The sequence below is a fragment of the Microcoleus sp. Pol12B4 genome (genome assembly GCF_036701385.1).
In the GTDB taxonomy this organism is placed as follows: Bacteria; Cyanobacteriota; Cyanobacteriia; order Cyanobacteriales; family Microcoleaceae; genus Microcoleus.
This window is the reverse complement of record NZ_JAUBQR010000211.1, coordinates 1-11,735: the sequence shown is the minus strand read 5'-3', so window position 1 is coordinate 11,735 and position 11,735 is coordinate 1. Positions and strand designations below refer to the sequence as shown.

Genomic DNA, 11,735 nt, shown 5'->3' with positions numbered 1-11,735 from the left:
AAAAATAGCGTGCTGCGATCGGCCTGCATCAAGTCGCGAGCTTGATCCATGACCGAGCGCAAAGTTGTTTCCAAGTCAAGACTTTGACCCAAAGTCGTTGTGGCTCTCAAAAGTGCGGCAACCCCTCGCTGGTTGCGCGCCACGACGTAGAAAGACTGACAGCTTTCGAGAATAATCCCGATCGAATCTGCAAAAGCCTGGAACTGCTGTTCGTCTTCCTCGCTAAAGGAGACATTGCCAGCTTTATTTAAGAGTCTGACCACTGCTACGGGTTCGTATTGGCTCTTGCTGCTAAAAATCGGCATACAGAGCATAGTCTCGATTTGATAGCCCGGTGGTTCGTCTACTTCGGAATTAAAATACTCGTGCGATCGAGCTTCGGCGACATTGATCGATTTTCCGGTGGTTGCTACGTAGCCTAAAATACCTGCATCCATAGGCAAGCGCACTTCTACATCCTCACCCGTAAGTGGATCGAGTGTTTTGTGCCACAGTTGATTTTTGTTGGAGTCAACCAAAAAAATTGTTGTCCGGTCTGCTTGCAGAATTTGACCAATTTTGACAGTGAAGGCATCTAAAAGTTGCTCTAAGAGACTTTCGAGTGCTTCATTGTTAATCAGGTCCATCGCCCGGATAAACTGCTGAAATTCAGCCGTGATAAAGTCCAGCAGGCACACTAATTCAGGAACTGGCAGGCTCTTAACACGGGAGGTCAATGCCCCCATAAAATTGACTTGAGTCAGTGTAGCCAGAACGCTACCAGTATTGGAGAAGGTCATGATTAACTGCTTGCTCAGAAGGGTAAACTGACTGCAGGTTGAGCCGCGCTAGATTCGGCGGCAGTGCACACTCTTGAATTTGTTTGCAAGCGCGTCGGCACTCGCTTGCCGTTTTAATGAATCCTGAGTTCAAAAGTGGCGCACGCAACTTCAGTTTGCTTGTTATGTATGCTCGATCGATCTTTTTTACAACCTCGATACTGATGAGGGTTCGTCAATTCAAGCTGAACTTGAGTTCGCAAAACTGCTAGCCTGAAAATTAGGTGACAGGCTTTAGTTCGATCGAGAGTGCAATGTGGATTTGACGCTCTGTACTCGACTGCAGCGCGCGGTGTGACTGTTTTAGCGCACTCGGCGACCGTATCCGGTCAGGTAAAGGGCGCTATGAAAGCAGCGCGCAAGGCCTTCCTACAGAGCTTACTCATAGTTTAATGGTAAACGCAACAGCAGGATAGCGACGGTATATTTATGCAGCAAAAAAGTTAGATCGGTCTTTGAAAACACCCCTCCTGACTACCAACTGACGATCGAACAGCGAAGCTAAGCTGGCGGTGATGTTTAAAGGTGCTACAGATCCTCACATTTAGGCCGCTCTGGGCATGGACTCGGCAAATACCACTGATTGATAGTAGCGCTGCAGTTGTGCAGCGGCGGCGGCCCAACCCCAGCGTTCGGCTTCTCGGCGAGCGTTATGGCGCATGGTTTCCCGTTCTTCGGGATTCGCAAACAGACGCTTTGTGGCAGCCAGAGCTCCTTCTTCGTCGGCGGGGTCAAATAAATATCCGTTAACGCCGTCGGTGACGATATCGGGAATTCCGCCGCTGCGCGCCGCCACTACAGGCGTCCCCGCAGCCATTGCTTCTAGGAGCACTAAGCCTAGGGTTTCAGTGCGGGAGGGAAAAATGAAGGCGTCGGCCGATGCGTAAGCTGTTGCGAGTTCTTGCCCCTTGAGGTAGCCGACAAAATTGGTTTGTGTACCGACAAAATATTGTTCAAGAGTTTGCCGGTGCGGGCCGTCTCCCACTAGGGCGAGGCGGGCGTCGGGAATCGCTGCGAGGACTGGTTTGATGCGTTCGATTTCTTTTTCTGCACCGAGGCGGCCGACGTACAGCAGCAGGGGATTATCTGGGTTATTTTGAGAAAGGCGCGATCGCATTTCTCGGCTTGCCAATTCCGGGATAAACATTTCAGTATCTACGCCCCGCTGCCACAAATCTACTCGCTCAATGCCGTGGATTCTCAATTCCTCCACCATTGCTGTGGAAGTGCAGAGATTCAATTCTGCTTGGTTGTGCGCTCCTTTAAGCAGTTCCCACAATAAAGGTTCGAGGACTCCGAAACCGTAGTGGTGCAAGTATTTGGGCAAATGCGTGTGGTAAGAAGCCAAAATCGGAATATTGAATTTTTTGCCGTAATATATACCACCCAATCCCAAAATTGCGGGATTGACAACGTGAATAATATCCGGTTTAAACTGCTCTAATTGGCGACCTACAGCCGGAGAAGGAAGTGCCATTTTCAGTTCCGGGTACATCGGCAAAGGCAAACCCTCCACACCGTAAACTCGGGCTCCTTTGTATTCTTTAATCCCGTAATCTGGAGAAAATATCAAAACTTGTTCGCCCGCGCGCTGCAAGTGATCTACAGTGTGAATCAGGCGCGTCACAATGCCGTCTATTTTTGGCAGAAATGTTTCAGTGAAAAGAGCAATTTTCATAAAAATAAGTTACTTAGGGAGCCGATAATCGTAGCCTGCGGCCAAGGTCATCGGTAACAGGATACACTGTCTCGCGGGGAGCTAAGTCATGGCGTGCGATCGGCTGCTTTTCTACACTTGTTCTTTCTGTTTTACTACCGCTAATTTGGAGCGAGAGGTTTTTGGGATAAGATGCAAATTCCCGGAATGCCAATTGATAAAATTTTCCCACCTAAAAGCCATCCCCCACTTTCGGCAAAGCAATTAATTCTGTGAATTTCCTGTGCTGTTCTGGCAATTTATAATATTGCTGTTTCAGTGGCATATCGGGCTTCGCTCACTCGCTCGGCGCTAATTTTGATAACTCGCCGTTACTGCAACCCATTCGGCTATTAAATAATAAGCACAAACTGCACTCGCTGACAATCCAGGCAGAACAACCAAAAGCCACAGAACGAGAATTTAACTTTTTACGGCTTTATTCCCAAAAAACCAGCCCTAAAAACCTTATGCCATTTTTCAATTAAGCGCAGAGGACGCAGAGAACACAGAGCAAAAGATCAAAAAGATAGATATGAAAAAATTAATCTACAAAGAAATCTCTTCTGAAATTGCAAACATTTCTCCTCTCTTCCCTTCTTTTCTTTTACTTCGCGCCCTTCGCGCCTTCGCGGTTCGTTAAAAAATCTCTTACCCCGCAGGTAGATACCAGAACTTACTTCCAAGAAACCTTCGGCAAAATCTGATTTTTATCGACACGATGCTGATATTTTGTAGCAAAATTCAGCAGAGAATCGAGCAGGGAATCTGAGAGATAGTGCGGTTGCAAACCGAGGTCTAGCAAATTGGTGTTTTTGGCATTGAAATAATGTTCTTCTTTCTCGACTCTGGGATTTTCGATGTTGTTGATTTCTACTTTTAATCCCATTGCCATGCCTGCTTTTTGCACCAAGGAGGCTAAGTCGCCGACGCTGAATTGTTCGGTGAATTGGTTGAAGACGCGGAATTGTCCGGCTTCGGCGGGGTTGGCGATCGCCAATTCCACGCACCGCACGGTATCCCGAATGTCTAAGAAGCTGCGGGTTTGTCCGCCAGTTCCGTAAACTGTCAAAGGATGACCGATCGCAGCTTGGATGCAAAATCTGTTCAATGCTGTCCCGAATACTCCGTCGTAGTCCAAACGGTTGATCAACAGTTCGTCCATGCCGGTTTCATCTGTGAGCACGCCGTAGACTACGCCCTGATTTAAGTCGGTGGCTCTTAAACCCCAGATTTTGCAAGCAAAATGGATGTTGTGGGAGTCGTGGACTTTTGACAGGTGGTAGAAACTGCCTGGTTGTTTGGGATAGGGTAGTGTATCCTTGCGGCCGTTGTGTTCGATCGTGATGTAGCCTTCTTCAATGTCAATATTCGGCGTGCCGTATTCGCCCATTGTCCCCAATTTCACTAGGTGACAGTCGGGGAAGTCTTCGCGGATGGCGTACAGCAGGTTGAGTGTCCCGACGACGTTATTGACTTGGGTGAGGACTGCGTGTTCGCGATCGATCATTGAGAAAGGTGCCGAACGCTGTTCGCCGAAATGGACGATCGCCTCTGGTGCAAATTTCCTCATGCTTTTGCTGAGAAAATCGTAGTTGGTGATGTCACCGACGAACAAGTCGATCGACTTGCCCGTTAAATCTTGCCATCGCTGGAGTCGTTGCTGAATCGGTGCGATGGGAGTGAGGGTGTCGCTGCACAGTTCCAGATCCCAGTGCCGCCGCACGAAGCTGTCGAGGATGCCAACTTCGTAACCTTTGTTGGAAAGGTAGAGTGCGGTTGCCCAACCGCAATAGCCATCGCCACCAATAACCAGGACTTTCATAAATCAACGGTGAATCTTGCTTGCCAATACTGGGTTAATGTACCAGGTATTGGTGCATTCTGAACCTTTAATCAAGCGTGTTCGCCCAGGAGGGACTCTATTTTTTTGGATTAAACCGGAATTTCGTCGGCGAAACTGGCCCGGCGGGTGAATTCAAAAGGGCCGGCCTGGGCTCCCCAGACGTGGGCGTCTGTTTCTGGGTCACGTCCGCGATCGTGGCTAATAAATTTGTCTTGGTCAATCTCGAATTCGCTGTCTAGATAGGTTTTTTTGCCCTTTCTGACCACCATGCAGCCTTTTCCTGGTTCGACAAACCCTTTGAAGCTGTTGCCCGTCCACTGCGTAATAAAGGTGCAGCCGGGAAGCAGTGTCAGTTGTGCTTTTTTGATTTCTTGCAGCCGTTGCGGATCGCGGGAAGCGCCGTAGAATTGTTCTTCATTTTCTATGGCATAATTTTCGATGTCGATTCGATCACCCACCGGGACTAATTTCAAAACTCGGACTCGGTACGGTACGTGCAGTTCAATATCGTAGGCTTGTTCTAGGTACAAGCTGATCCCATCCAGAAGTGCGACGGGCAGAGGTCTCATGCAGACGCGGATGTGGGCGAAGAATGGCGGGTTTTCAAAGGCTTGGGCTTGGTTGCTGAAATCGGCGGCCATCCAGCGGGCGAGGGTGACGATATCGGTGGAATGAGTCATTTCGATTTTAGATTTTAGATTTTGGATTGAGGGAGTAGAAATTATTTTAGGGGAAATTCAGGTGCGATCGGGCTTTAGAGTCCTGACTTCTTTAAAAAGTCCGGGATTTGGGTATGCTGTTTTTTTCAGGTTGCCTTACTTATCAGGAAATCATGAAACTATAAGCCGTCGAATCTAGCACTATCGAAGCTGTATGTTATGACGAAACCATGTCTAACCTTGAGGTTATTTTCAATAGCGGCAAAACCTATCGATACTTTGAAGTTCCCCAGACTGTCTGCTTGGAACTGATGGAATCTGATTCCAAAGAGAGTTATATTCTATCTGAAGTTATTGAGTGTTTTCCCTATGAACAAGTAAAGAAACGGCGACGATAAGTACGGCATTAATCTAGGCTGGGGATACTTCTCATTTTTAATGCGAATAATAAACCTCAAATTTAGCGTTCCTCTCAATATATTGCCGATCAGCTTACTCTAATTAATCATTTTCCTCATCTTCTAGAGCATTGGGAAATCTAGCTATTTTATATTTTATCATTAACCAAATTACTTATGGTCAAATATTAAATTAGCTGTAGCAGCAAGTTATATGAAACAAAGTATTTGCGCCGTCAATCCACAGATTAAATCAGAGATCTTGGGCGCAAATACTTTGTCGAACTGATACTTTTGCCAGAGATTAAATACTCTGGTTCAGACATCTAAATTAGCAAATTAGATGAGTTTGACAGCCCGCAGACCAAACATTAGCACTGTCGCCAAGCCGATCATGCCGCCAAAAATCCCAAAATAAGTTATTGCTCCGCTAAGAGTCATTGCAATTTCTCCAAAACAATCAATAAAAAGACCTATAAGAACTATAATCTAAAATCTAATATCTAAATTAGATAAATATGCAATCCATAATTAAAGTTGACTTGGGGCCACAATCTTACAATGTGTGCGTGCGATCGGGCGGCTTAGATGAACTCGGCAGTCTGATGGGCGATCTAAGTTTGGGCAAAAAAGTCCTGCTGGTGTCGAATCAGTCGATTTTTCGGCAGTACGGCGAAAGAGCAACAGCAGCCCTCGAATCTGCCGGTCTGGAAGTCAGTAGCTGCATTTTACCACCAGGAGAACAGTACAAAACTTTAAATTCGGTGCAGAAAATTTACGGTGCGGCTTTGGCAAACCGCTTAGAACGTTCCTCGACAATGGTGGCTTTGGGCGGCGGGGTGGTTGGCGATATGACGGGTTTTGCGGCGGCGACTTGGCTGCGGGGAATTAATGTCGTGCAGGTTCCGACTTCGCTGCTGGCGATGGTTGATGCTTCTATTGGCGGCAAAACGGGGGTAAATCATCCTTTAGGGAAGAATTTAATCGGGGCTTTTCACCAGCCACGTTTGGTGTTAATTGACCCGGATGTACTCAAAACTCTGCCGGCGAGGGAGTTTCGTTCGGCGATGGCGGAAGTCATCAAGTACGGGGTGATTTGGGATGCTGAACTTTTTGGGAAGTTAGAGAATTGCAAGCGTTTGGATCAAATGCGCTATGTGAAGGCGGATTTGTTGGCCGAAATTTTGAGCAGGTCTTGCCAAGCTAAGGCTGAGGTGGTAAGCAAAGACGAGAAGGAATCGGGTTTGCGGGCGATTTTGAATTACGGACACACCATCGGTCATGCTGTGGAAAGTTTGACCAATTACAAGGTGATCAATCACGGGGAAGGAGTGGCAATCGGCATGGCTGCGTCAAGCCGATTGGCTGTGGAGTTGGGAATGTGGGATGCTGAGTGCGATCGCCGCCAGTCTGCTTTGATTGAAAAAGCGGGTTTACCTGCCAAATTGCCGGCTGGTGTGGATGTTGAGGAAATTTTGCATACTTTGCAACTTGATAAAAAGGTGCAGGATGGCAAGGTGCGGTTTGTGTTGCCGGTGCGCTTGGGTGAGGCTGCTGTCAGCGATCGGGTGGATGGAGATTTGATTTTACAAGTTTTGAAGGAAATGCTTTAGATTCCCATTTGTGGGCGTGTTTAACAGTCGCTGAACGCTGATTAACGCCGATCGCCAAAGATGTTTTTTCTTTCAATGCGCGATCGGCGGTTGAGTTTAGGAACCGCTCGACCGCGAATTAATTTCCTCCAGAATTTTATCAACTCTGTTAGCCGCTTGAGTTCTGCCTTGCTTGATAAATAACTCCTTAGCTTTTGTGAGGCTGGCTACTGCCTCGGCTTGGTTTTCCTTGTCTCCTTGCTGGTACAAACCGACTCCTAAATTGTTTAAAGCATCGGGATATTGAGCGTTAATTTTAACAGCTTGTCTCCACTGAACAATTGCCTCCGGCAACTGCCCCTGACTTGCCATCGCGACGCCTAAATCGTTGTGAGCTTTGGCGTGCTGCGGGTTGACTTCAATTGCTTTTTGGAATAGAACGATCGCATCGCTCATTTTACCTTGCCCCGACAGCATAGTTCCCAACTTGTAATAAGCATCCGCTTCTTTGGGATAGCGAGCGATTAGTTGACGGTACAAAGCTTCGGCATTGACAGCATTTCCTTGAGCGTAAAGGTCGTTGGCAGTTCTCAAACCCATCGTGTAGCCTTTACCTACAACTTGGCACTTTTTCTCAGACTTGCCTTCCTGCTTGCAAATCCTTAGTTCATCTCCCTTCATCTCATAGGACAGAACTTCTCGAACTGCAGGGCCTCGGCGCGGTGGCTGCAAGTTCTGCGAGAGTTGCAGGGCGATTGTCTCAGCTTGTGCCGGTTGGGTCACTGCGGCATTCCACATTCCTGCACCCACCAAAATGCTTGGGGCGATCCACCTCAAAGGTTTGAACAAGCGAAACTCTCGATCGTTTTTCATGTCTTTTGTGGAAATGTGTTGTTGATATCCTGGGTTTCACTAGCGCCGTAAGAGTCGGAGCCGATGGGGCTCACCCGATCAAATAGTTAGTTATTAACAGTCGAGATATTTTAGCACTGTGTGGCCGAGTTTGAGTTAAATTAGAGTAGAATTCCGATCGATTCTCAGTCAACCTTAGCAGGAAAATAGAAATGGGGCAGTCTATTCTTACCATGCTCTTTGCGCTCATCCTCGGCTACGCTGTTAACTCAAGCGTCAAAATAGTCAGCGGTGGCGACGAAGCTTTAGTGGAACGTTTGGGTCAATACAAGCGCACCCTCAAGCCAGGATTCCACTTTATCAGTCCCCTGGTCGAAAAAGTCGTCTGCGTGGACACAAGCCGTGAAAGAGTTTTAGACATTAAACCTCAGTCAGCAATTACGGGAGATAATGTGGCTCTCGAAGTCGATGCCGTTGTGTATTGGCGAGTTGTAAATTTACAGAAAGCTTATTATGGAATCGATCAAATTGAAAATGCGATCGCCAACTTAGTTTTAACAACGTTTCGCGCTGAAATTGGTCGATTGCCCATGCAAGACATCTTGGGTTCCCGAGATGACATGAATAAAAAGTTACTCAAAAAGTTGGACGAAGCTACGGAAACTTGGGGTGTCAAAGTAATTCGCGTAGAAATTCAAAGCATTACACCTCCTAAAAGGGTGCAAGAAGCTATGGAATTGGAGCGCGCTACCAAGAGCGAGTGGCAAGCAATGGTCAATAAGGCGATCGGCACTAAGGAGTACATGAGGCTCTTAGTTGAAGCTTTAGACTCGCATCCGAATAGCAAGCAAGTTTTGAATTACTTAGTAACCGAAAAATACTTAGAAGCTCAACAAAAATTGGGCGAAAGCGACAATGCCAAAATTCTGTTTATGGACCCCAGAAGCATGAGCGAAGCTCTGGGCGAGCTGATGGGTTCTATGCCCGATGTGATTCATTCTGAGGGCGGGGAAATAAAAGTTATCGAGACTCAGACTTCTCAAGACTGATTTCTGAAGATAGCGTCGGCAACCAGACAAACATCGTGCATTTCTCTGACATCGTGAACTCGCAAGATATCTGCCAAATTTGCGATCGCACCTGTACAAGCCGCCGCTGTCCCCCAAACTCTTTGTTTCGCTTCTGGCTGATTCAAAATGTGACCGATGAAGCTTTTGCGCGATACTCCGACTAAAATCGGACAGTTTAAAACACGGAATTTTCGCAACTCTCGCAGAATTTCTAAGTTTTGACTGTAATTCTTGGCAAAGCCAATACCGGGGTCGATAATTATTTGAGATTTGTCAATCCCCGCAGCAACTGCTGCCGCAATTCGACTCTCGAAAAATTCCCCAATTTCCCCCATTAAATCCCGATAATCTGTCAGTTGTTGCATCGTCTGGGGATTTCCCCGAATGTGCATCAAAATTATTGGCACTTTTAACTTAGCAACGGTTGACAGCATTTCTGAGTCAAAAGTAGCTCCCGAAATATCGTTAATTATATCAGCTCCCGTCTCAACTGCAGCTTTGGCAACCTGCGCTCTAGTAGTATCGACCGAAATAGGAACTGAGCCAAAAATATCGGCTTTTTCTCGCAGTATTTGTACCAAGGGTATAACGCGATCGATCTCCTCTGCTAAAGATATTTCCGCTGCACCAGGTCGAGTAGATTGACCGCCAATATCAATAATATCTACCCCCGATTTTACCATGTTTTCCGCTTGCGCCAAAGCAGATTCTATGGTATTGAAATCTCCGCCGTCGCTAAAACTGTCAGGGGTTACGTTCAAAACGCCCATTAAATAAGTGCGTTTTCCCCACTCGAAAACTTTATTTCTAATTGTATTTTTTTTGTTATTTATCATATCACCTCATCACTCGGCGATAGAAATCGCTCCTTGTCAAACCAAATCCCTCTCTAAAAGACGCAAGAATCAAGCAGAATCGCCATTGTTAATTCAACCACCAAAACTTAACCAGCTAAAAACAGTGTCAACTGTCAATTCTAATTCGATTTTATCAATGATTAGCAACAGAGATGCACCTTTATACAGTTCTACTTTTTGTCCTGGAAATACTGCCAAAATACTCTCTTCTTCTGGGTCTAATAGCCACCCCAACTCAGTTCCGTGCCCCGAACAGTGAAGGAATTTACTCAGCACTTTTGTTTGACTTTGATTGGGAGAGAGAATTTCAATCGACCAGTCTGGATTAATTTCAAAGCGGTTAGCAATTTTACCAGAGGGCAAAAAAGGAATTTTTTTCCATCGGAATACTGCTACATCTGGCACGATTGATGCGCCACCAAATGTGCAGTATAACTCTGGAAAAGCACGGGCAGTTTTCTGAGTTTTTGTTACTTGATCGATCGTCTTGCAGAGTTCCCATTGAAGGACGCTGTGTTCACCTTGTGGCGTGGGCTTCTGAATGATTTCTCCATCAAGAAACTCTGAGGCTGGTTCAGTTTCAGAAAGTTTTAGGAACTCCTCTAAGGTGGGTTTTGGTTTAACGCTCGCAATCATAGGTCAATTCTCTCGATCAGAGAAACACTGAGCGGCACATCACAATTGTAGGCGATAGCTGTTTAATTCCCGCTGCCATTGTTCCACTTACCACTTAGCAATTACCTATTAGCAATTACCTATTACTGATAATTGACAATTCGAGCAAAACTCGCAGCTTCCAAACTCGCGCCACCAACCAAAACCCCGTCTATCTCCGGCTGAGCCATGACTTCATCAATATTCTCCGCTTTGACCGAGCCGCCGTACTGAATGGGCACGCCAGGATTAGTCAATTTACTGCGAATCAAACCAATAACTCGGTTAGCTTCCTTCGTTTCGCAAGTATCGCCAGTGCCAATCGCCCAAATCGGTTCGTAAGCAATGACTAACTTTTCTTGGTCAACACCAACCAAATCTTTTTCCAATTGAGAAAAAATGTGAGCTTCTGTTTCCCCTGCATCTCGCTGCTGCTTGGTTTCCCCAACGCACAGAATCGGAATTAAATCGTATTTCTGAGCAGCTTTCAGCCGCAAATTCACCGTTTCGTCAGTTTCTCCAAAATATTGGCGCCGCTCACTGTGACCGATGATGACATAACGGACACCAAGTTCACTGAGCATTGGCCCGGAAATTTCCCCAGTAAAAGCTCCTGACTCTTGCCAGTGGACGTTCTGAGCACCGAGTCTAATCCGGCTGCCGTGCAAATTTTTCGAGAGGACAGCCAAGGATGTGAAGGGAACGCAAAGCACGACTTCCCGTTCCTCTGGGGTTTCCGTCAGGCAGGACATGAATCCTTGAAGAAATTCTAGGGATTCAGTCCTAGTTTTGTACATTTTCCAGTTGCCAGCAATAACTATTTTCCGCACGGGTGACTCAGTAGCTCTGTGAACATCAAAATCAGGCAAATTATAGTGTAAAGCTTTAGGGTACATTTCGAGCCCTTATTGCCCAAACTCGATACGAGCTTGCTCAACTAAGTCAACAGTGACGACTTCGGTTTCGGCTTCGCGGGCCAACTGCTCGATGCGGACGCGAGCTTGTCCCCGGACAAAATATGGAATATTTTTCAGCTTCGCCTTGGCTTCTGGCGTCCATTTTAAATCATCGGAAAATTCGGAATCGGGCATGGCGTATTGAGCGATCGACTACAAGCCTTTATGGAGCAGGCTTTGATGGAAAGCCTGGATGTATTAAATTTACCACGAGTTGCGATCGGGCCACACCTTCTCACTCTGCCTTAATTTTGTTGCTTAAAATAGCCGACGCTTCTTGTAAAAGCTGATTCTGCTCTTGTCGAATTGCCTCCAACCTTGTCAAAATATTAGCAAG

Annotated in this window: 13 protein-coding genes; 3 read left to right on the top strand and 10 right to left on the bottom strand. The window is 46.5% G+C overall.

The window, feature by feature from the left end:
* The 4 genes from QUA38_RS23300 to QUA38_RS23285 form a co-directional block, all read right to left on the bottom strand.
* Positions 1-779 (bottom strand): GAF domain-containing protein (locus QUA38_RS23300; protein WP_333166042.1); only part of this gene is annotated, 779 nt, incomplete at its 3' end.
* A 583-nt stretch (positions 780-1,362) separates the two neighbouring features.
* A complete protein-coding gene (locus QUA38_RS23295) occupies positions 1,363-2,496 on the bottom strand; it encodes a glycosyltransferase family 1 protein (RefSeq protein WP_333166040.1) in 1,134 nt (377 codons plus the stop codon).
* A gap of 694 nt (positions 2,497-3,190) precedes the next feature.
* Positions 3,191-4,339, bottom strand: coding sequence for an NAD-dependent epimerase/dehydratase family protein (locus QUA38_RS23290; RefSeq protein WP_015175194.1), 1,149 nt, complete (start codon positions 4,337-4,339; stop codon positions 3,191-3,193).
* A 110-nt stretch (positions 4,340-4,449) separates the two neighbouring features.
* Positions 4,450-5,040, bottom strand: coding sequence for a chromophore lyase CpcT/CpeT (locus tag QUA38_RS23285; RefSeq protein WP_333166038.1), 591 nt, complete (start codon positions 5,038-5,040; stop codon positions 4,450-4,452).
* Positions 5,041-5,222: 182 nt separating this feature from the next.
* Here QUA38_RS23285 and QUA38_RS23280 point away from each other — a divergent pair, with 182 nt between their 5' ends.
* On the top strand, positions 5,223-5,417 hold the full coding sequence (locus tag QUA38_RS23280) for a KTSC domain-containing protein (protein ID WP_333166046.1): 195 nt from the start codon (positions 5,223-5,225) through the stop codon (positions 5,415-5,417).
* A gap of 339 nt (positions 5,418-5,756) precedes the next feature.
* On the opposite strand, the gene petL is transcribed toward QUA38_RS23280, so the two are convergent.
* Positions 5,757-5,858, bottom strand: a complete 102-nt coding sequence (gene petL / locus QUA38_RS23275) for a cytochrome b6-f complex subunit PetL (RefSeq protein ID WP_006633742.1) — start codon at positions 5,856-5,858, stop codon at positions 5,757-5,759.
* 77 nt (positions 5,859-5,935) lie between these two features.
* On the opposite strand from petL, the gene aroB reads away from it, so the two are divergent.
* Positions 5,936-7,030 carry a 3-dehydroquinate synthase gene (aroB, locus tag QUA38_RS23270; protein WP_333166036.1) on the top strand — a complete coding sequence of 365 codons (1,095 nt, stop codon included), beginning with the start codon at positions 5,936-5,938 and terminating at the stop codon, positions 7,028-7,030.
* A gap of 96 nt (positions 7,031-7,126) precedes the next feature.
* Here the strand turns inward: aroB and QUA38_RS23265 are convergent, their stop codons facing one another.
* Positions 7,127-7,882: a tetratricopeptide repeat protein gene (locus QUA38_RS23265; protein ID WP_333166034.1), complete on the bottom strand. Its 756-nt coding sequence runs from the start codon at positions 7,880-7,882 to the stop codon at positions 7,127-7,129.
* A gap of 191 nt (positions 7,883-8,073) precedes the next feature.
* Between QUA38_RS23265 and QUA38_RS23260 the strand changes: the two genes are divergently transcribed.
* On the top strand, positions 8,074-8,910 hold the full coding sequence (locus QUA38_RS23260; RefSeq protein WP_333166032.1) for a stomatin-like protein: 837 nt from the start codon (positions 8,074-8,076) through the stop codon (positions 8,908-8,910).
* Here the strand turns inward: QUA38_RS23260 and folP are convergent.
* From folP to QUA38_RS23240, 4 genes are all read right to left on the bottom strand, one after another.
* Positions 8,901-9,767: a dihydropteroate synthase gene (folP, locus tag QUA38_RS23255; protein WP_333166028.1), complete on the bottom strand. Its 867-nt coding sequence runs from the start codon at positions 9,765-9,767 to the stop codon at positions 8,901-8,903. The two genes, QUA38_RS23260 and folP, sit on opposite strands and share 10 nt — an antisense overlap.
* 93 nt (positions 9,768-9,860) lie before the next feature.
* Positions 9,861-10,424, bottom strand: coding sequence for a Uma2 family endonuclease (locus QUA38_RS23250; RefSeq protein ID WP_333166026.1), 564 nt, complete (start codon positions 10,422-10,424; stop codon positions 9,861-9,863).
* A gap of 122 nt (positions 10,425-10,546) precedes the next feature.
* Positions 10,547-11,272: a triose-phosphate isomerase gene (tpiA, locus tag QUA38_RS23245; protein WP_333166044.1), complete on the bottom strand. Its 726-nt coding sequence runs from the start codon at positions 11,270-11,272 to the stop codon at positions 10,547-10,549.
* A gap of 75 nt (positions 11,273-11,347) precedes the next feature.
* Positions 11,348-11,533 carry a PCP reductase family protein gene (locus QUA38_RS23240; RefSeq protein WP_006633749.1) on the bottom strand — a complete coding sequence of 62 codons (186 nt, stop codon included), beginning with the start codon at positions 11,531-11,533 and terminating at the stop codon, positions 11,348-11,350.
* Between the last annotated feature and the right edge of the window lie 202 nt (positions 11,534-11,735).

Coding starts and splice junctions, on each gene's coding strand:
- QUA38_RS23290 (WP_015175194.1), bottom strand. CDS start 4,339: ATGAAAGTCCTGGTTATTGGTGGCGATGGCTATTGCGGTTGGGCAACC.
- petL (WP_006633742.1), bottom strand. CDS start 5,858: ATGACTCTTAGCGGAGCAATAACTTATTTTGGGATTTTTGGCGGCATG.
- QUA38_RS23240 (WP_006633749.1), bottom strand. CDS start 11,533: ATGCCCGATTCCGAATTTTCCGATGATTTAAAATGGACGCCAGAAGCC.
- QUA38_RS23250 (WP_333166026.1), bottom strand. CDS start 10,424: ATGATTGCGAGCGTTAAACCAAAACCCACCTTAGAGGAGTTCCTAAAA.
- QUA38_RS23260 (WP_333166032.1), top strand. CDS start 8,074: ATGGGGCAGTCTATTCTTACCATGCTCTTTGCGCTCATCCTCGGCTAC.
- QUA38_RS23295 (WP_333166040.1), bottom strand. CDS start 2,496: ATGAAAATTGCTCTTTTCACTGAAACATTTCTGCCAAAAATAGACGGC.
- aroB (WP_333166036.1), top strand. CDS start 5,936: ATGCAATCCATAATTAAAGTTGACTTGGGGCCACAATCTTACAATGTG.
- QUA38_RS23265 (WP_333166034.1), bottom strand. CDS start 7,882: ATGAAAAACGATCGAGAGTTTCGCTTGTTCAAACCTTTGAGGTGGATC.
- folP (WP_333166028.1), bottom strand. CDS start 9,767: ATGATAAATAACAAAAAAAATACAATTAGAAATAAAGTTTTCGAGTGG.
- QUA38_RS23285 (WP_333166038.1), bottom strand. CDS start 5,040: ATGACTCATTCCACCGATATCGTCACCCTCGCCCGCTGGATGGCCGCC.